Source organism: Butyrivibrio sp. AE3004, from assembly GCF_000703165.1.
GTDB lineage: Bacteria > Bacillota > Clostridia > Lachnospirales > Lachnospiraceae > Butyrivibrio.
This window is the reverse complement of the sequence record NZ_JNLQ01000001.1, coordinates 1-20984: the sequence shown is the minus strand read 5'-3', so window position 1 is coordinate 20984 and position 20984 is coordinate 1. Positions and strand designations below refer to the sequence as shown.

The following is a 20984-nucleotide window of genomic DNA, read 5'->3' as shown; positions in this document are numbered from 1 at the left end:
AAATAAAATCCTTGTGCCATAATTCCTATAGGGCAAAAACGCTACTATTTCAGCAAAAAATATATAGCCCCTTCACAAAAATATAATAAAGATTTAATACGAGCTTAACCCGAAACTATCGGATTATCATATAAAATATAAGCATATTACTGTAAACTACGCGGAGGATCATAATATGGCAAATAATGGAAACGGCACCAAAATAGAAAGTAAACATATTACCGGTCAGTTGCTGGCAATATTACTTCCCATGGTAATATCTGCGATTGCATTTATTACTATTTTCCTGGCATTCAATGCAAGAAACATCATTATAGAAAGCGCACAGAATGGTCTCCAGCAGGAAGCAAGAAAAAATGCATCCGACATTGCAGGAAAGATGGAAGGCATTATTTCCTATTACAACGCATATGCAGATACACTTGAAGCTTCCAGTTACGCTGACGATACTGCAATTCTAAAATCTTTGGAACCCGGAATGAATGAATATCCGGGAGTAGTCAGTGATGTATACCTCGCATTTGGTAAAGACCAGTTCTATGATGGTGGCGGCTGGGTGCCTGATGCAGACTATGATCCGACCACCAGAGCCTGGTATCAAAATGGACAGGGAAAGTCCGAAATAGTCCTGGGAAGTCCTTCAACGGATTTGACAACCGGAAATATAGTTGTCTGCGGATCACGCGGTGTTACGCTAGCAGACGGAAGAACCGGTGTCCTTTCTATTGATATCGTTTTATCAGGAATTTCGGAGACCACAAGTGCCTATAAACCTCTCGGAACAGGTTCAACTATGATGTTCGATGGAACCATAATGGTCGCATCACCTGCAGCAGATCAAATTGGTAAAGATGTCTCGGACTATCCTAACGACAACTTTATTCAGGAAATTTCCAAAGTAACTACATCCGGCGGAAAAGATAACGTATTCCTTCTTCACGGAACGGATGGCGCTGATTATTACGTTTCAATCGATGCAGTCAAGGGGACAAACTGGTATCTTGCATCCTTCGTAAAGAAAAGTGATGTCCTTGCAGAATTAAACAGGTTTATTATCATCATTGCTATTATCGGTGTAATAATAGTATTGGCAGGTACTGTAGTAATGATCTTTGTTCTTAACAATATGATCGCAAAGCCTGTCAGCAGGCTTACCGAGAATATCACTCGTATATCTCATGGTGACTTTACTGTAAAGATAGCTAAGGGTACAAGCTCAAAAGAAAATGAAATCGGTCTTATGAACAACAATATGGCTGATTATGTTGTTCAGATGCGTGATACCCTGATAAAGATGAAGGATGTAACTGAAAAACTCGCAGGAGAAGCCAATAATTCCAAGAGTGCATCAAGCGACTTGAATCTGCAGGCAGATGAACAGTCCAAAGCTATGCAGCAAATACAAGGCGCTATGGATGATATGGCAGATGCAGTAACAGAACTTGCAAACCAGGCCACAACCCTTGCTCAGGAAGTTGCAAACCTTACAGATAAGAGCCAACAGACAAGAAATGTAATGGATTCTCTTGTAACGAAGGCAAAAGACGGCCAGCGTGATATGGAAGTTGTCCAAAGCGGTATGACCGGAATAGCAAAGTCTATGGAAGATATGAACGAAGTTGTTTCCGTTGTCGGAGAATCCGCCCAGAAGATCAACTCTATAGTAGATATGATCAACTCTATCTCCAGCCAGACAAACCTCCTGTCACTTAATGCTTCTATCGAGGCTGCAAGAGCAGGCGAAGCAGGAAAAGGCTTCGCAGTTGTTGCTCAGGAAATTGGACAGCTTGCACAGAACTCTGCTGATTCAACACAGCAGATATCTACTATCATCAAAGAAATAACAGTTCAGATAGAAGAACTTTCGCATAAATCTCAATCTAATATGAATGAGATTAACTCTAATATGGAGGCAGTCAATACTGCAGGCACTACATTCGAGGAAATTTTCAAGAGTCTGGACGAGACCAGCGACATAGTTGGAGATATGATCGCAAAGGTTGGCAGTGTAGACGAAATCGCAACCTCCATGGCAGCTATTTCAGAAGAGCAATCTGCAAGCACACAGGAGGTAAGTGCTACTGCGACACACCTCACCTCCAGTGCAGAGCTGGTTGCAGAGAATTCCAAAGGAGTTGATCACAGTGCTACCGCTGTCAGTGATTCTTCAGAAGAAATAGAAAACCTTATAAATGTATTTAAAGTTTGATAATATCAGTATGCTTTATTAACGTAAGAACCGGGGCTGCCGTACAAATTTGAGTGCGGCAGCCTTTTATCTGAAATATATCCCCATAAATACTCTTCTAATCAGCATCTATAGTAGATTATCTCCTCTTCGTCTCCTATAATGATTCCCCGAGGGGACACTGCGCTTATGCAGATGAAAAAAGTTTGAAACTTTAGGCGTTTCTAATATGGACAGTATGTTTGCAGGCTGCGAAAAGCTCAAGCAGTTACAGATTATTGTAAACTTCTGAAAAACTCCGTCTCATCGTCATTGCACTGCGTAGCCTCCTGAAGTCTCATATTGCAATGGAATACATGTCCCAGCTCTCCATTTGGACTTGTATAATACTTGCAGGTAAAGGGCACAGAATTTTTGATCATAACCGCTGCCATTTTAGGAAGCTCATCCTTTAAGAAATCTCCTGTCGCAGACATAAGGAAGGATGGCGGATATGCAGCTGTTATATAATTCCCTGCATTCATTACATCAAGATCTTCATCTGTCACCTTCTTACCAAAAAGATCATCCATAAGAGATCCCATATTTTCATCTGTTTCACTTACAGATTTAATTTCAAATGCAGCACAGTTAAATGCAATACCCTTAAAGCTGAATTTATCTGATACTGTAAATTTAAATTTATCAGCGTACTCCTTATTTGTAAGGAAAGCTGCTGTAATACCTATAAGAGTGCCTCCCGCAGAATCACCTACACCAAAAATGTTATTGAGGTCAAATCCGTATTTATCCTCATTTGAGACAATCCAGTTTGCAACAGCGCAGCTGTCCTCAAGACTTGCAGGGAATGTGTATTCCGGCGCAAGTCTGTAGGAATAACAAACTACTGCGAATCCTCTTTGGCAAAGGGATGCTGAATAATATTTATAAACTTCCTTATCACCATATACCCATCCACCACCGTGAATAACTACGATCACCGGGAGCTTTTGATCTTCCGGAACATTTGCCGGTCTGTATACATCCAGCATCTGCCACTCAGGGTGCTCACCCTTATTACCATATGTGATATCACTGTATCTTTTTACATCAGAGGGGATTTCAAGCCCCTCATCTCTGATTGCATCACCTTTAGCAAAATTTTCTCTGATAAAATCACTTGCTTTTGACATTTTTACACCTCTTTTACTACAAAAATTCTCAATTCTTTACTTTTTTAAAATTCTACTATTGATCTCTTAGCCTCAAGATCTCTCTGAATCTGGTCAATGTGCTTATCAATGTTCATGATGATGCATAATGCCAGAACTACAAGTGAAAGGATTGCTCCGAAGTATCCATAGCCAAAACGGATAGATGCAAGAGCTGCCTCTGTCTGAACCTCTGCTGTTCCAACATATCCACCGATAGCGATGATCCATGTGCATATAGCTGAACCAAGACCGATACCAACCTTCATACCAAAGCTTGTGCAGCTGTTTACAAGACCTTCTGAACGCACACCTGTCTTCCATTCACCATAGTCAACTACGTCAGCTGTTGTAGCGAAGATACCTGACATGATAGGACCTGTACCGAATCCCTTAACGATAAGTCCAAGAACAACAAGTGGAAGATTTGATCCTGCTGCACCGATGATCACTGAACCTATAGCCATTATAACAGCACCTGTGATCATAAGCTTTCTTTTTCCAAAGTTTGCTACCAGTTTAGGCATTGCAAGGTTTACGATCATAGCAGGTATTGTTCCTGCAACTGATGTCCATGAAAGAAATGCGATGTTACCAAGTACGCTGTTGCAGAAGTAGTATGTCATTGATCCTGTTGCAACTACGTTGATGTAAAGGAACATGAACATAAGTGCCTGAATGAAGAAATATTTGTTCTTTAAAAGTGCAGGAAGTGCTTTGGAAAAAGGAACCTGCTCAACCTTAACTGTTCCGTCTTCTTCTGCATCAACATGCTCTCTGACTCCAAGGAAGCAAAGAATGCACATTGCACATGCAATTGCTCCGTATATAACAGAAATTGATCTCCAGCCTACACTTGCAATAAGATTAGCTGTAATAACGTTTGTTATCAGTGATGTAACCTGTGTCATTACGAAACGGATGGATGCTGTCTGAGCTCTGTCCTGTACATCAAGTGTCATACGGCTAAGTAGTGCATTGTAAGGCAAATTGTTAGCTGTATAGATAATGCAGTTCTGGAAAATGTATGTAAGGTAGATGTAAACGAGCTTGCCGCTTGCACCAAGAGAAGCAGGTACATTGAATATCATAAAAAGTGATATTCCCATAAGCGGTGCTGTCCACAAAAGCCATGGTCTTGCTTTACCATATTTTGTATTAGTCTTATCAACAAGTGCCCCCATGATAAGATCTGTTATACCGTCAAATACTCTGCATAAAAGCATCATAGTACCGATTGCTGCTGCAGCGATTCCAACTGTATCTGTATAATATCCTGTTAAAAAGGATGATGCCAGAGCTACAATTACATTTGCTCCACAATCTCCTATACCATACGCAAACTTCTCACTGGCAGAGAGACGACCCTTTTTTTCCTGTTGTTGTTCATAAGCTATTGCTTCCATTGTAACCTCCTCGTCTGTAAACGAATATTTATATTTGGACTTCTTGTCCCGTTCGACGTATCTTAATATATAAAAATATGGCCGGTTACTCTTTACATTCTTTGTCATAAAAATTACGTTTTCTTGACATTTCACTCTTTATCATTATAATGAGCAATAATTGCTATTTTTATTATTTAAATAGAAATTCCTGTAAATTTTTTGCCACATAAAGGATTAATCATGTCAGATTTAAGCACTAAGGACATCTCCTATGAAGTTGTCCACTACCACACAGAACTGCCTTTCAAGATTTTAAATATTCACAAAAAGGACTTATACCCGAATAAGGATCTCTCAGCTGTCAGCGATGTTCTCGATCACTGGCATAACGAGCTGGAAATTGTCTATTCTTATTCAAATGATGGAATATACTACACAGACGGAATCGCTCATCCCATGAAGGAAGGGCTGTTCATCATCGTTAACAGCCAGAGTATCCATAAAGTAATCTCAAACAGAATAACTCCCTACGATAAGCTCCCATCCACACTTACAACCGTCCTTCAGATAAGTGACTCTTTTCTTCGTAATTACATTCCGAATTTCGATGAGCTTTACTTTATTCCTGCGTTTATTCCGAATGACAATAGACTGGCAGAAATAATGATGGATCTGGGGCAATATGCTGACGGAAAACCTCTGAACAAGTATGAAAATATGCGCCTTTTAGGTCTTGTTCACGAGCTTTTATATTATATCTGCAAGGATAATCTGAGTCTGAAAGACACGGAACTTCCAGAAAAGAGCAGAAAGAACTCTGATATATTAAGAAAAATCATTTCATATACTGAAGAAAATTATGCCGGTGCAATAAATGAAATGTCTGTTGCTAAAGCCTTCGGTTATTCAGCCAGCTATTTTTCCAGATTTTTCAGATCAAATATGGGAATAACTTATAAGGAATTCCTGACAAGAATGCGTGTCAATGCTGCCAAGGACAGCCTTGCGCAGACTCATAAATCCGTTCTTGAGATTGCCATGGATTGCGGATTCTCAGACTCAAGAGGACTTATAAATATGTTCAATAAATATGAGGGCATAACACCGCTGCAATACAGAAAAAATATACCGGGGTAATGTACAAACATCATACCCCGGTATATTTTTTCTATTTGTGTAGATTCCCAAAATTCTGAGGAAATTCAGGAATCTATATTTTATGCATCTCCCCTGCAACGTTGAGGGAATAATAGTCGCGTATCTCCGAAAGATTATCCGTCATTCCAAGAATCCACATAAGCTTTGTAAGAGCCGCTTCGCCTGTCATGTCATGAGCTTCTAATGCTCCTATCTCAAGTGCTCTTTTTCCGGTTTCGTAGACATCCATCTTAGTACCTTCATACCTGCACTGAGTGCCTACAACTACTGTGATGCCTTCCTTAATGAGCTTTTCAAGAGCACCGACAAAATCATGCTTCACATTCGGCATTCCGCCTATTCCGTACGCCTCTATGTAAATACCTTTATATCCCAGCTCTGCCAGTGACTCGATCACGTCTCTGTGAATTCCGGGAAACATCTTTATCATACAAACTTTTTCTGAATAATGATTTGCAAGCTTAAATATTCCGGTTCTTTCCGGGACAACATTTTCATTGATCTTCATTCCAAGCGAGCTTATCGTAGCAATGTTTGGATAATTGATACTCTCAAAAGCATCAAAACTTAATGATCGTACTTTCGATGTCCTGCACCCAAGCATTACTTTTCTATTAAAGGCAACAAACACACCGGGAATTTTTCTGGCAGCCATATGAATGGCACACCTTAAGTTTTCCATGGCATCAGCAACCGGATCCGTTATCGAAAGCTGAGAACCTGTAATAACAACAGGGATACCTATATTTCTTAGCATAAAAGAAAGCATTGACGATGTATATGCCAAAGTGTCCGTACCGTGTATGACCACTATTCCATCATAATCATTCCTACAGTCGCTTATACGCAGGGCTAAAGTACTCCAATCTTCAGGAAAAATATTAGCACTGTCAAGAGAGCAGAAATCCTCTATCTCAATGTCAGTATCTCCTGATACCATCTGAAGTTCTTCCAGCATATCATGTATTGATAGCCCGGGAATAAGGCCGTTTTTCCTCATGACAGAAGACAATGTTCCACCGGTATTTATAATAAGTATCTTTTTACTCACGCCTTCTCTCCTTTTCAAAAGAACAGGATTTTTAAAATTAACGAATTATACTTTTCTCATTTTATAGGCATACCAATATTTTACTGTCTTTACTCCACTTTTCTTGATCATTTTAGCGAGTGCCTTGTGCTGATTATGATAGCCCTCCATATTAACCATATTGCAAATATTTATATGATGACATACCGTTATTTTTTTGGTACTTGGGAAAGCCTTTTTATTAATGACAATCTTGCTTTTAACGCTTGTTCCTGCCTCACCGCCATTAAGATTATCAAGATCTCCTGAACCAATATAGCTGAATTTACTGCATCCTTTAAAGGCATTTTTATCAATAATGAGCTTATAATCATCACCGGTGCCTAATTGCATATTGAAATATTCAAGATGGTTGCAATTTTTAAAGCTTCCACTCATAAGCCTAAGGGTTGAATGATAATAATTATATACTCCGTTATTAGTGTAGTTGAGGTAAATCTCTATACCTTCAATTGAGCTACAGTTTTTAAAAGCATTTTTTGCAACCGAAGCTATAAAAAAGCGTTCGTCAGTCTCCGCACATCTCACATCGGAGTAGATTTTTACAAGTGATTGATTAGTTCTATCCGGATTAAATCCCAGCATTTGAACCTTGCCGTATGAGTATGTATTGTTATACTTATCGGAATACAGCGGTTTGGATTCTTCTACAACTTTATATTTGTAGTCTGAATCATAGAAAATATCTCCTTTAGATAAGTGATCCTTAGCATATGCCATGTTTTTAGAAAAGCATAACAACAGCGTAAAGAAGAGTAGTGATAACACTACGTTTGCAATTTGAGTTCCCAACTTTTTTTTCATACCATGATTTCCTCCAAAATGTTTTATTATTTGTTCCCCCTGAAATCATAATTATACAGTAGCTCGTTAATGTGGTAAAGACATTGCACTTATCCCCGGAATTAGCATGCACTCTTTGCTTAAGAGTTCTCTGTCATTACAAATTACAGATGTGACAACCAGCTCATATCCGGCTCTTCCAATTCTCCTTTGCCCTTTAAAAATAAGATGCATGAGCTTATCTTCAGTCATATATTCTTCAGTAACTGTCTGCGCTGTCTCGCTTTTTTCAAGGACACTTCGAAAATCCCCAAGAAATGCCGGAATTAAAACATTTCTCGTCTTTCTGCCTGCTCCAATCCCATATATTTTATCAATTTCACTTTGCAGTATCATATCTATAGTCATTTTCTTTCCTTTATTTTTTTATCATTACATTGACCAGTTCTGAGCAATAAGCTGCTGTTTTGTCATACTGTTATAGATGCTGTCATATCCGGCTAAGACCTCGGGACTACCCTGCTCTGCCACAACTCCGTCTTTTAACACTACTATATGGTTGGCATTAGCAATTGTTCTCATACGATGAGCTATTATAAGGATAGTCTTATTTTTTATAAGTCGTGACAGAGCTTCCTGGATCGCTGTTTCATTTTCTGCATCAAGAGATGCTGTCGCTTCATCAAGGAGAATAACCGGTGCATCCTTAAGAAATGCCCTGGCTATTGAAATTCTCTGCCTTTCACCACCGGACAGCTCACTTCCGTTTTCACCTATGTTTGTGTTATATTTCTCCGGCAACAGATTAACGAACTCTTCACAGTTAGCAAGTCTTGCAGCTTCCATTACCTCTTCGTCTGTAGCGCCGCTCTTTCCTATCCTGATGTTCTCCATAACAGAGTTGTTAAACAATGCTACATCCTGAAAAACTATCGAATACTTTGAAAGAAGAGTCTCAGGATCAATCTTTGAGATATCTTCTCCTCCAAGGGTGATCCTGCCACTGTTTACATCCCAAAATCTTGCAGCCAATCTGGAAATTGTCGTCTTTCCCCCGCCGGAAGGCCCTATTAGTGCTGTCACTTCACCCTGTTTTGCTGTAAAACTGACATCCGAAAGTACGTCGGTGTCATCGGAGTATTTGAAGCCAACGTGATCAAATACGATATCATAGCCTTTATTATTTAATTCTTCAGTACCTGTCTGTATCTCGTGAGAAAGCACTTCATCCAATCTCTCACACTGAATACCCGTAGCTATGATCGCGGCAAAATTCTGAAGTGTTATCTGCATTGGATCATACAATCTGGACACCAGCATCAGGAACATGAAGAATGTGAGAAGATCAATCTCACCCTTTGCAAAAAGAGCTCCACCAACAACTGCTGTTGTTCCGATTCCAAGTTTTAGGATGATTGATGCCGAATTAACATATACTGCCATCTTAAGTTCAGTAAAAAGAGCGAATTTCTCAACCTTTTTTATCTTACCGTCAAGCTCTTCCATATAGCGATCCTGTGCGTTATTTGCACGAAGATCCCTGATGGATTCAAGACACTCCTGAATGCCATCTGCCATTGCAAGCTTAACAGCCTGATTCTTACGGACAGCCCTTTTTTCTGCCCCTGAGCATGTAATTACAATTGTAAAAGCGACCGGTATTACCCAAAAGCTCGCCAGTACCATCCTCCAGTCAAAAAAGAAAAACATACTGATACCAACAAGGCTCACTGAAGCAACTGCCCCTATAAGCTCCGGAATCCAGTGACTTGAAGCTGTTTCTATCATAGCACAGTCACCCATGATATTAGTTGTAAGATCCGCAATATTCTTTTTCCCGAAATATGAAAGAGGCAGCTTTCTTAGCTTTTCGGCTATGGTAGTTCTTCGTACCCCGCTCTCCCTATAAGTCGTAAGAAACGTAGAATTGTACTGTATAAAATTTGTAAGAGCAATCAAAATCAAAATCAAAACAGAACTAATGGCATAAAACGATATTCTGTCATTTCCCAGCTTGTTATCTAAAAGATCTTTTATCAGCGTATAAAGAACTCCTGCTGACATCATGAAGACTATATTTGTAATGGTTACGCTGACGCTGGCTTTAATCATGTCTACAGCGCCCTGTCTTGAAAGTGCATATTTGTGTTGAAGTTTTTTTATCATCTTAAGCACCTACCTTCCACTCTATGGATCTTGTATATTCATCAAACATTCGCTTATATAATCCGTTCTTATTCATAAGCTCAGTGTGGCTTCCGTACTCGGTGCATCTGCCATCCTCCATCACAAAGATTCTGTCTGCATTCATAACAGTACTTAGTCTATGCGCTATCATAATAAGCGTCTTATTCTTTGAGAGTTCCTCGAATGCTGCCTGAACTTTTGTCTCATTATCAGGATCCGCAAATGCTGTCGCTTCATCCAATATCAGAATAGGTGCATCCTTTAAGACTGCCCTTGCTATAGCTATCCTCTGCTGCTCGCCTCCTGAGAGATATGTACCTTTTTCTCCTATAACCGTGTGTATACCCTCCGGGAGCTTATCAATAATATCCATGCACTGAGCCTTTTTCAGCGCATCCAACACTTCCTCTTCTGTTGCCTCGGGCTTTGCCAATCGAACATTTTCGAATGTGGATTTTTTGATAAGTCTGCTGTCCTGAAAAACAAATGATACCTGTCTCATAAGCTCTGAGGATGCAATATCCTTAACATTTACATCGCCTATCAGTATTTCTCCCTTTGTCACATCAAAAAATCTGACCATAAGCTCAGCAAGGGTTGTTTTTCCCGAACCGGATGGCCCAACAAGAGCCACGTGCTCACCGGGTGCTATTTTTATAGATACATCGCTTACGGCATCTCTGGTGGCATCCTTATATCTGTATGTAACATTTTTAAGCTCAATCCCATGGTCCTTTGGCTTAAAACCTGCCCCATTATCTCCCAAAGGTTCAATCTCCATTATCCTGTCTGCCCGCTTTAACGCATCAATAAGATTCATCTCCGCTTCGCCGGAATATGCTATCTTGGTAAGAGCAACTGTAACAAGGGGCGTTATGATGATGTAATACATTACATTCAAAATGTCTGCATTCTCTATACCATCCTTGGTTACTACAAATGCTGATATAACAATAAAAGCAAATATGGCATTAATACAGGTCATAAAAGCTGTCATCGGAATGCGCAACATCAATGTGTACTCTGTCGCCCACTTCCCAAACCCATCTATACAGGCCTTAAAACGTTTAAAGGAATGTACTGTCTGTCCAAAGGTCTTTACCACCGGTACACCCCTGACATACTCTGTTGCCTCACTGCTCATGGTTTCAAGAGCATCCTGATATTCCTTCATCTTTTCCTGCATATTCTTACCCATCATGGACATAATGCAGGCAAATCCGATAAGTGCCGGTATCATGCATATAAGTCCTATCTTCCAGTTGAAGGCAAACACCAAAACCAGCAATCCTATAGGTGTTACAGCTGCTACAGTTTTATCCGCAAGATTATGCGCTATATATGTTTCCGTAGCTGCAGTAGAATCATTAACAATTCTTCTTATTTTTCCTGTTCCGTCTTCGTCAAACACTCCAAGCGGCAATGTTAATATCCTGCGCATCAGTGAGCTTCTCATATTTGCCTGTACTCTGAATGCTGCGATATGTGTGCACAAAAGTGCTGCTATGTACACAAAAAGCGCACCTATAATCATTCCCACTGCAGCCCAGGCATAACCTGTTATTTTTCCTGTATCCTCCCCATTTACGGCTGTTCTTATGATTTTCCACAGCTCGTAGTATGGAACAAGTGTCATTACAGCACTTACTCCTGCCAGCCATCGTCCCAGCGTGATCAGATGCTTATGTCCTCCCGCATATTCTCTGATCAGTTTCATGTGATCATATTTTTCTGTCTTTCCCAAGGCTTTTTCTCCTCTCCTTTTACTTTTTATCTCTATATGAAAAAATTTCCATATGAGTTATCAATAGTCGCGTATCGTTAGCTATCGCTAACTCAAATTCGATAACTAACAAAAATAAAAAGAGCCTTTCGGCTCTTTCTAGTTAGCTCCCATTATTCTCAGCCATCCCGGCATAAAGAACTCCTGGACTGTATTTAAATATTTTTCAATCTTTTTATCATCATAATCATGAATGATTGGCTCAAAACACGCTGTCAAATATGCTGAAAGCAGCATATGTAATTCCTCCTCACTTAATTCCCTTACAGGATACCCATTCTCCTTCAGATATCGTATGGCCTCTAAGAATTGCTTCTGATTGTCTTCGACATAGTCATGAAGGAAGTTCTCATACTTTGTTCCACCTGAGCGTGACATAAGAAGAATAAACTCATCTCTTCTGGGAAGGATGACTTCCCTGATCATGTCGATAAAAGTCTCGCCAAAAAGCTCATCATTCTGAGCCCCACCATCCATAAGGTCATATTTTTTACTTGTGTGTCTTCCGGTCCAGTCTTTTATACTTTCAATAAGAGGTTCAACCATAGCATTAAACATAGACTCTTTGTCTTCATAATGCCTGTATAATCCGGCAGATGTCATACCTGCGCGCGCTCCTATGCTCCTTATAGAAGCATCCTCATAGCCCTTCTCCAGAAATTCTTCCTTGATAGCCTGATTAACTTTCTCATGGCTCAATGACTTATCTCTTGGCATACTGATTCCTCAAAATTATCGCAATGTAATCATTGATAGCTATCATAGATTACATCATTCTTGCCAGGTTGTCAATTAGATGTGTCTTTCCGATTCCCATAGCTTACATGTACTAGTCAGGAAAAATGGATTATAATATTATCATTAGAATTTATATATGTTCTTAAGGAGGAGAATGGTAATGAAAACAAAGCTGTTACTAACAACCCTGGCTGCAGCATTGAGTTTTTCTCTGTTTGCGCCAACCACTGTTGCGGAAGCTGCCTCACCGTCATCAACTTACACTGATGCAAACGGCAACGTCCACGTAGACAATTCTATCCAAAAAAATGTAAGAACTCTGGGCAAGAAATTACGTAACGAGGGCGATCTCAAAGCTCCGACAAACCTCACCTGGAGTACTGAGAAACACGGACTTGGAAGTTTTGAAACCGTCGACCAGGAAGCTTATTATTTTGCATGGCTTGAAGATTCCGAAGGTAACTCCCGCGGATCATGGCACATGGGACACCTCAAAGCCGGAACACATACTGTACAATTCTACCGAAATATAGACAATTCCGGAACCTACAAATTCCGTGTAAAAGCCGGTAAAAATGATCAGGACTACGATAAAGATACAGGTGCTATCAGTGAATACAGTGCTACCTATAGTTACACAAAGCCCAGTCAAACAATGGCAGTAGCAACCAATCTTGCATGGAGCAAAGATAAACCGGGAACCGCCACATGGACAACGGTTGATAATGCGGAAGCCTATCTTGTTAATCTGCTAAGGGATGATGGAACTAACAAAAAATACATCATCGGTCTCTATGTTACAGGTGACAAATCAGAAGTCGACTTCACAAAGTACCTTGGAGATTCCGGTGACCAGAAATATTATTTTAATATAAAAACTTACAGTAAAGACATAGAGGCAATCGCTAACAGCGATTTGTCTGCCAATTCTGACGCACTTGATGGCAGTAAGATTGACACTTCCAAAAAGAATGACGACAATAAGGATACCGAGTCTAAGGAAGTAACTGCCGAAAGTACCAAGGAAGCCATTGCATCAGCCTCAGATGGTAAGGCAGCCGAAACAGCGCTCGATGCATATATCGGTAAAGTAGATAAAAACGCTCTTGCTGTAGCCATGCAGACCGATTCAAGCCAGAAACAGAAGATTGTTGATATGGAAGAAGCCTACAAACAGAAGGCAAACGTATCCGTAACTAATAACATTACCGCCCGCGGAATTGACGCCTCAAAGGTAAAGCTTGTTGGTGCAGGCCTTAACGCCGGAGCAAATTCATCTGTTTCCTTCAATGTTTCAGCAACAGATGAGAATTCCAAAAAGGCCATCAATACCAACCTTTACAAAAACGTCGTTCAGTTTGACATGAATCTTTCAAACGCAAGCAAAGTAGCTGCTGACGGAACACTTGCTATCCCCGTGGAAATAACCATGCCTGTTCCTGAAGGCTTCAAGAGTGACCATACACTGCACATCCTTCATTTCCACCACTCTGATGACGGATTTGACCTGATTGATCCCAGATTTAACTCGGACGGGACCATTTCATTTACAATAACCCATTTCAGTGTATTTGCATTTGCAGATGAACTCACAATTAACGAGGTAGTCAAGGATGCTGAAGGAAATACCTACAAAGTCACAGCCGATAAAGTTGTACAGTTTGTATCTTCCAAAGACAAAAAAATCACTAAGCTTACAATTCCCGATACTGTAAAACTTGGCGACACCACCTGCACAGTTACATCGATAGCAGACAATGCTGTAAAAGGCTGTAAAAAGCTTACCACTGTTGCCATAGGAAAAAATGTAACTACCATAGGCAAAGGTGCTTTCCAGAACGATAAAAAGCTTAAGACAATAAAGATAAACAATCCTTCCCTTTCAAAAGTAGGAAAGAATGCCTTTAAGGGAATCAGCTCAAATGCAAGCTTCAAACTAAAAGGAACAAAAAAAGAAAAAACAGCCGTAAAGAAAATCTTATCCAAGAAAAATACCGGCTACAAAAAGACAATGAAAATAAAGTAACTTCCACAAAAAACTGCCGCACAAATTATGCGGCAGTTTTCCTTACGTATTTTCTTATTTAAGAGTGTTTATGTAATCAGTCAGTTCCTTTCTGTCATACAGGAAGCTAAGATCATGGATGAAGTAATCCGGATCAACTCCCTGATCGACATCATAGAACGAGCCATTGCGCATGAAGCTAAGCTTCATGTTACTGGATGTCCTGAAAAAGCTGCCATCAGCTGTTGCCATAGGTGAGATAGAGCATGCTCCGCCTCCTGTATGCTGTCCTATTAACGCAACATTGCCTGTCTGCTTGAATATAGACGGAACCAGATTACCGCATGAGAAGCTCACCTTTGAAGTCAGACAGAAAAGGTGGAGATTTTTTCCAGCCAGGGTGTCCTTATCATCGAATTTGCCGTCAAAATTGGTATCCGCCCTGTAAGTATATGTTGCCGAAGCTTGAGTCAGGCTATCCCTCATGCTAAGATTTGCATCCCCAAGAAATGCCGAAAGCACGTATGCCGCAGCAGGAGCAGATCCGCCAAGATTCTGGCTTAAGTCGAGCACTACGTTCTCAACCGGACTGTCCTTCCTGAGTATCTGGCTTAGAGAATAAGATATAATCCCTATTGTATCAGTATCTTCTGCAGTAGCAGGCTCTTCCGGATAATTCCTTGCAGGTTTCTCAAACCCGTCGAATGTAATATAAGCAGTATTGCCTATCTCTTCATATCCCGGAACTCCGTCAGGATAATACTTGCTTCTTGCATCTTTGAGCTGTGTCGCTAAAGCTGAAGTCTCCTCACGGCAAGGTCCCTGTCCGTATGCTTTAACGAGCTTTTCCTTTAATTCATATCCGCTGTAAGGCGATGAGGCAATATACACGCTGTGCTGGTCATTTATGATGTAATGTATCATTCTGTAAAGCAGCGAATCAGCGGTCTTAGGATCTGTCCCCGACATATGCTCCTTAAAACCGTTATTGTTTAAGAGTGTATCAAAACTTTTGATACCATGGTTGTCCTTAAGGCCGTAGAAGTTGTCCATCAGGAAGCACAGCTCATTATAGGTATACTCGCCAAACTCCTCGCTACGCTCTCCTTCAGGTACCGAGTAATATAGTTTCCCTAACTCCGTCAATCCATCATCGCCGTAGAAGGATATTCCCGTACACATAAAGACTCCTTCTCCATTATATGTCAATGCATACGGCTGCTCAGCTGTGAATATGTCAGCTAAAGTCTGGAACGGAACATAATACTTGTCTTCACTTCGAAACATGTCAATATCGTATGACGAAAGGTCAAATGTGATCTCATCTCCTGCCATTTCATTACTGTTTTCGGCAGTCTTAACATACCCTTCATCCATACCCATAAGGGGTATCAAGGAAGTATTCTTATCCTCTGAGAAAAAGACATTATAATCCATCAGATGTATCGTATCAGCCTTGAAATCGAAATCCATAGGGTAAACCATGTTATCGCCGAAATCTCTGTTGAGAGTAACCTTATCGCCATCTTTTTCAATTGAAAGCTTCACCGTATCACCGTCACTGCCGGCCATGATCATGGTGTAAAATTCCACCCAGTCGTCAAGTGAAACATAGGGAACATCACCACCATCTTTAAAGCAGAGATTGATTTTGACAGGGATCTTTTCAGCTGACATCAGATATACCTGTGTTTCCTTCACTTCCATCTTGTCTGATTCCGGAGCTTTTCCAAAGCCGGATATCATGCTCGTAGTCATGCAAAGTAAAAGAATCGTAGCTAACAGTTTTTTCTTCATTTTTTCCTCCTGTAATATTCGTCACATTCGAGCATCCGTTAATTTTTAAACTCCAAGTCATATATTCAATTTTAGATTATTGAATTGAAAACATCAAAAATACCAGGACTTCTGGCCACATAAAAAGTCCGCTCGCCAAGCGGCTTAGCGGACTTTTTTTTAAGTTTTATAAAACTTTTATCTCTGTATAATATTTTGAATCTTAGATGATTTCAGCTCTTATTCTGTTTTTTTGATCCGGAAGACTTGTGGCTTACTTAGGTGTCCACCAAGCTTTTGTCTGATGTAATCGTAATTATTTTCTTTATCACGCGAAAAAAGTGAATACTGTGCTAATACGATTTTACTTCTCTCCAGAGGTCATTTAAATGACGATCGGCTGTCTCTCCCAGACTAATCTGTGTCTCCAGATCATACTTAGACAAATCCGGGAAGGCAATAGGTGAGTTCTTAATGTCTTCGTCCTCGATCAGCTCTCTTGCAGCCATATTAGGAGTTGAATAAGTAATATAATCAAAATTCTTATAAGCAATATCCGCACGACATAGGAAATTTAAAAACTTTTCAGCATTTTCCTTATGCTGCGCATTTTTTGGAATCACCCAACAATCCATCCAAAGAGTTGTACCCTCCTTGGGAATTACATAATCCAGATCAGGATTTTCACGTTGGGTATAAATAGCCTCTCCTGAATAAATAACTCCAAGAGCAGCCTCATTTCCTATCATCTTGTCACGAACCTGGTCTATGACATAGGCCTGAACCAATTCCTTTTGCTGCTGAAGAAGCTTTTTGGATTCCTGTAATTCATCTTCATCAGTTGTATTAAGGGAATAACCAAGATACTTCTCTGCTACAAGGAACGCATCCCTTACTGAATCCTGCATAAGAATCTCATCCTTATACTTGGGGTCCCAGAGGATTCCCCAGGAATCGACTTTTTCCTTAACCATAGTCTTGTTATAAAGTATTCCGACGGTTCCGAACACATATGGCATTGCATAGTGATTGCCGGGATCAAAGCCCTCTGCCATCTTCCAATACTCTTTTCCAATATTTTGGTGATCGGGAATATTTTCAAAATCAATCTCCTGAAGAAGGTCATTCTCTATCATCTTTGTAATCATGTAATCAGATGGACATACGAGGTCGTAGTTTACGGCTCCGGCCTTAATTTTAGGATACATTATCTCGTTTGTCTCATATTCATCATAAACCACTTCTATCCCTGTTTCCTCAGTGAACATGGTAAGAATATCCGGGTCTATATATTCGCCCCAGTTATAAACATAAAGAGTGTTCTCATCAGTTTCTTTTGAAGAAGCGGATCCGGCGCATCCCGTCAGATTCATAAGAAGTATGAATATTAAAGCTATTGCAAAGCGTTTCCTCATCTGACACCTCCCTTTGCAGAGCTTACAATTACCTCTTTTTTGGTCGTTACCTTTATTTCTCCTACAGTCTGCTTAGTCCAGGGCTTGTAATTAACAAAAAACAGTAAAATCAGAATTGACAGAAACATTAGTGTAGAAAGGGCATACATTTCGGGATTGATTCCCTTTTTAACTTCAGAATAGATTTTTGTGGAAAGAGTATCAAAACCCGGGCCCTGAGTGAAGTGAGTAATAATAAAATCATCCAGAGACATGGTAAAACTCATAAGAAATCCTGACAAAACAGAACTCATAAGATCCGGAAGCACAACCTTAAAAAACGCATATATCGGTTTTGCTCCAAGATCCAATGCTGCCTCATAGGTACTGGCATTTAATTCCCTATACCTTGGCATAACAGACAGAATAACATAGGGGATATTGAAGGTGATATGTGCCAAAAGAACCGTCGTGAATCCCATAGTGGCTCTTGCCGCAATAAACAGAAGCATAAGGCTCACACCAGTCACTATATCAGCATTTAGCATGGGTATATTTGTGATACCCATAATTATGCTTCTACTCCTTTTCTTCATGGCCACCATACCCGTACAGGCCGCAGTTCCCACAACAGTTGCGATAAAAGCCGCTAATAAAGCCAGAATAATAGTATTCTTAAAAGCTGCCATTATCTCTTCATTTTCAAACAAGCTCAGATACCAGGAAAAAGTAAAGCCTCCGAAATGTGAACGGGATTTACTTGAATTAAATGATAGGATCATCAGTGTAGCAATGGGCGCATAAAGAAATATAAGTACAAGTGTCAGATATATACTGCCAAGAGTCTTTTTCATCTGATATCCTCCTTGTCATATTTAGCAGTAATGAGCATACTGATGACGATAAAGATCATAAGTACAGCTGAAAGACCCGCTCCTGCATTCCAGTCTGAATCCTGAGTAAAAAGCTGCTCTATTACATTACCGATAAGGAGTATTTTCCCTCCACCCAAAATATCTGAAATAACAAAGGTGGTAAGACTTGGTACAAACACCATTGTGATACCCGAGATAACACCCGGAAGACTAAGGGGCCAGATTATCCTGAAAAAGATTTCCTTGTAGCCCGCACCAAGATCCTTTGCAGCATTAATAAGATCCTTGTCTATTCTTGAAACTGAATTGTAAACAGGAAGAATCATAAACGGCAAAAAATCATATACCATACCAAGAAGTATTGCCGGTGGTTTGTTGATAATATAAAGTGGCGGAAGATTAATTGCTGTTAAAATTCCGTTGATCACACCTTTTCTTTCGAGAATATTCTGCCAGGCATATGTACGCAAAAGGGAATTCATCCACATGGGAAGAATGAATAAAAGAGACAGTATAGACGAGCTGTTACTGATAAGTGAAGAAAGTACCAGTGACAGCGGATAAGCAATCAAAAGACACAAAGCAGTCGACACTATGGAAAAGGCTATTGAAAGAATCAAAGCCTTAATATTCACATAAGAAATAATGTCTGCCACATTATCAATAGTTAATGCCCCATCGGCATTTGTAAAGGCATAATATAAAACCAGACCTAATGGAATTATTATAAAGCCAATACTCCAGATAAGATAAGGAGCGGCTACATATCTTGTGCGCTTATTATTCATATATTTCCACCGCTTTCTCGTCATCATATTCCGGTTTATTCATGATTTGTATGTCAAAAGGATCTACATGAATTCCAACTCTCGAATCTACACTGAAGCAATCAGTGGAATGTACAACAAATTCAAAACCTCTTGCCATTACGCACATCTCGTAATGAACACCTTTAAATATGACGTCAGTAACTATACCCTCGATGGTTCCTTTTTCAGGCTCTGTAAGGTCTATATCCTCAGGTCTTATTACGACATCCACAGGATTATTCTCACCAAAGCCGGTATCTACGCAGTCAAATTTAGCACCCAAAATCTCTACAAGCCTGTCTCTTATCATGATTCCGGAAAGGATATTTGACTCACCGATAAAATCAGCAACAAAGGTATTCTGAGGCTCATTATATATATCCTCAGGAGTTCCGATCTGCTGTATATAGCCCTGATTCATAACCACGATCGTATCAGACATTGTAAGCGCTTCTTCCTGATCATGTGTTACATACACAAAGGTAATTCCAAGTTCATTTTTAAGTCTGATAAGCTCGTATTGCATATCCTGACGAAGCTTCAAATCCAAAGCTCCCAGTGGCTCATCCAGCAGAAGTACCTTGGGTTCATTTACAATAGCCCTGGCAATGGCTATTCTCTGTTGCTGTCCGCCTGAAAGCGAGCCGGGCATTCTATCCCCAAAGCCCTCCATGTTAACAAGTTTTAGCGCATATTTAATTTTATCATTTATATAAACTTTAGATTTCTTATGGATTTTGAGGCCGAAAGCAATATTCTCCGATATGGTCATATGCGGAAACAATGCGTATTTTTGGAAAACAGTATTGACTTCCCTCTTATTAGCAGGAAGTGATGTGATATCTTTGCCCTGAAACAGAACAGATCCGGAGTCAGGGTTTTCGAACCCTCCTATAATTCTCAGGGTCGTGGTTTTTCCACAACCGGAAGGTCCCAGAAGCGTTACAAACTCGTTCTCTCTGATGTAGAGATTAAGATCATCAAGTATCATTGAGCTTCCATAGGACTTGGTGATGTGCTGAAGGTCTATGAGTTTATCATTCATATTTGCCCCCTCATTCTGCAAAAAAATTATGACTTTCGCTTTGTGAAAGCCTGGTCCATTACGAATACCGTATTTCTGATGAAATTTGGTAGCCTATGACTTCTTTAATACAAAAACGATATTACATTTATAAATCTATTCTTTCTTGAACGTCAAAAAATAAAAGTGCATCCTAGAATCTATATAATATTAAAATTATATCTGTTTTCCGGTTATGTAGCAAGGAATTATATCCCTGCTTGGTAACGAGCAAAAGCCCCCGCAGCAGACGCTACGGGGGCTACCATATATAAATTACTTAAACTTCGCACGAAAAGAAGGGCTGGGAATGTGCTATCGTTTACTGAAGCATCATCGCCATATCCCTTTGCCAGCTCATCTCTTGCCTCTTTGGCTGTTTTATCAACATTATATGAAACCATAAGCACATTTGCGCCTGCACTCTCACCGGTATATGAAAATGCAACCTTTCCATTTTCCTGGATAACCTCAATCTTGGTTGGATCATATTTAACGCTCCATCCATTTGCGTCTTTGCGTTCAAGAAATCATACAAAAATTATTTATTCTTCTTG

General features: G+C 40.0%; 17 protein-coding genes. 4 read left to right on the top strand and 13 right to left on the bottom strand.

Annotated features, from left to right (window positions below; all coding sequences use genetic code 11):
• The first annotated feature begins 175 nt into the window (after window positions 1–175).
• Window positions 176–2209 carry a methyl-accepting chemotaxis protein gene (locus tag BV60_RS0100085; RefSeq protein ID WP_051656384.1) on the top strand — a complete coding sequence of 678 codons (2034 nt, stop codon included), beginning with the start codon at window positions 176–178 and terminating at the stop codon, window positions 2207–2209.
• A 254-nt stretch (window positions 2210–2463) separates the two neighbouring features.
• Here the strand turns inward: BV60_RS0100085 and BV60_RS0100080 are convergent, their stop codons facing one another.
• Both BV60_RS0100080 and BV60_RS0100075 read right to left on the bottom strand, forming a co-directional pair.
• Complete coding sequence (locus BV60_RS0100080; protein ID WP_029318806.1) at window positions 2464–3360, bottom strand: alpha/beta hydrolase; 897 nt, start codon at window positions 3358–3360, stop codon at window positions 2464–2466.
• 44 nt (window positions 3361–3404) lie between these two features.
• The gene (locus tag BV60_RS0100075) at window positions 3405–4784 is read right to left on the bottom strand and encodes an MFS transporter (RefSeq protein WP_029318805.1); all 1380 of its coding nucleotides are present in this window, start codon (window positions 4782–4784) and stop codon (window positions 3405–3407) included.
• A 222-nt stretch (window positions 4785–5006) separates the two neighbouring features.
• Between BV60_RS0100075 and BV60_RS0100070 the strand changes: the two genes are divergently transcribed.
• Window positions 5007–5903, top strand: a complete 897-nt coding sequence (locus BV60_RS0100070) for an AraC family transcriptional regulator (protein WP_029318804.1) — start codon at window positions 5007–5009, stop codon at window positions 5901–5903.
• A gap of 73 nt (window positions 5904–5976) precedes the next feature.
• On the opposite strand, the gene BV60_RS0100065 is transcribed toward BV60_RS0100070, so the two are convergent.
• The 6 genes from BV60_RS0100065 to BV60_RS0100040 all read right to left on the bottom strand — a co-directional run bounded on the left by BV60_RS0100065 (window position 5977) and on the right by BV60_RS0100040 (window position 12484).
• On the bottom strand, window positions 5977–6975 hold the full coding sequence (locus tag BV60_RS0100065; protein ID WP_029318803.1) for an asparaginase: 999 nt from the start codon (window positions 6973–6975) through the stop codon (window positions 5977–5979).
• A gap of 45 nt (window positions 6976–7020) precedes the next feature.
• Complete coding sequence (locus tag BV60_RS0100060; protein ID WP_029318802.1) at window positions 7021–7818, bottom strand: hypothetical protein; 798 nt, start codon at window positions 7816–7818, stop codon at window positions 7021–7023.
• A gap of 66 nt (window positions 7819–7884) precedes the next feature.
• The gene (locus BV60_RS0100055) at window positions 7885–8205 is read right to left on the bottom strand and encodes a hypothetical protein (RefSeq protein ID WP_029318801.1); all 321 of its coding nucleotides are present in this window, start codon (window positions 8203–8205) and stop codon (window positions 7885–7887) included.
• Window positions 8206–8229: 24 nt separating this feature from the next.
• On the bottom strand, window positions 8230–9963 hold the full coding sequence (locus BV60_RS0100050; protein ID WP_029318800.1) for an ABC transporter ATP-binding protein: 1734 nt from the start codon (window positions 9961–9963) through the stop codon (window positions 8230–8232).
• Window position 9964: 1 nt separating this feature from the next.
• Window positions 9965–11701 carry an ABC transporter ATP-binding protein gene (locus BV60_RS0100045; RefSeq protein ID WP_029318799.1) on the bottom strand — a complete coding sequence of 579 codons (1737 nt, stop codon included), beginning with the start codon at window positions 11699–11701 and terminating at the stop codon, window positions 9965–9967.
• A 165-nt stretch (window positions 11702–11866) separates the two neighbouring features.
• A complete protein-coding gene (locus BV60_RS0100040; protein ID WP_029318798.1) occupies window positions 11867–12484 on the bottom strand; it encodes a TetR/AcrR family transcriptional regulator in 618 nt (205 codons plus the stop codon).
• Window positions 12485–12665: 181 nt separating this feature from the next.
• Between BV60_RS0100040 and BV60_RS0100035 the strand changes: the two genes are divergently transcribed.
• The gene (locus BV60_RS0100035) at window positions 12666–14531 is read left to right on the top strand and encodes a leucine-rich repeat domain-containing protein (protein ID WP_029318797.1); all 1866 of its coding nucleotides are present in this window, start codon (window positions 12666–12668) and stop codon (window positions 14529–14531) included.
• Between the two features lie 54 nt (window positions 14532–14585).
• Here BV60_RS0100035 and BV60_RS0100030 read toward each other — a convergent pair whose 3' ends face one another.
• The 5 genes from BV60_RS0100030 to BV60_RS0100010 all read right to left on the bottom strand — a co-directional run bounded on the left by BV60_RS0100030 (window position 14586) and on the right by BV60_RS0100010 (window position 20409).
• Window positions 14586–16307: a S41 family peptidase gene (locus BV60_RS0100030; protein ID WP_029318796.1), complete on the bottom strand. Its 1722-nt coding sequence runs from the start codon at window positions 16305–16307 to the stop codon at window positions 14586–14588.
• A 332-nt stretch (window positions 16308–16639) separates the two neighbouring features.
• Window positions 16640–17701 (bottom strand): ABC transporter substrate-binding protein, encoded by a 1062-nt coding sequence (locus BV60_RS24420; protein ID WP_029318795.1) that lies wholly within the window; start codon window positions 17699–17701, stop codon window positions 16640–16642.
• Entirely contained in the window at window positions 17698–18534 is an 837-nt protein-coding gene (locus BV60_RS24415; RefSeq protein ID WP_197029457.1) for an ABC transporter permease, read from the bottom strand. Before BV60_RS24415 ends, BV60_RS24420 begins: the two co-directional genes overlap by 4 nt.
• Window positions 18531–19343: an ABC transporter permease gene (locus BV60_RS0100015; protein ID WP_029318793.1), complete on the bottom strand. Its 813-nt coding sequence runs from the start codon at window positions 19341–19343 to the stop codon at window positions 18531–18533. The genes BV60_RS24415 and BV60_RS0100015 overlap by 4 nt, the downstream gene beginning before the upstream one ends.
• Window positions 19336–20409: an ABC transporter ATP-binding protein gene (locus tag BV60_RS0100010; RefSeq protein WP_029318792.1), complete on the bottom strand. Its 1074-nt coding sequence runs from the start codon at window positions 20407–20409 to the stop codon at window positions 19336–19338. The genes BV60_RS0100015 and BV60_RS0100010 overlap by 8 nt, the downstream gene beginning before the upstream one ends.
• Window positions 20410–20799: 390 nt before the next feature.
• Here BV60_RS0100010 and BV60_RS23600 point away from each other — a divergent pair.
• Window positions 20800–20984, top strand: a 185-nt coding sequence (locus BV60_RS23600) for a hypothetical protein (protein ID WP_207641767.1), incomplete at its 3' end; no start/stop codon positions are given.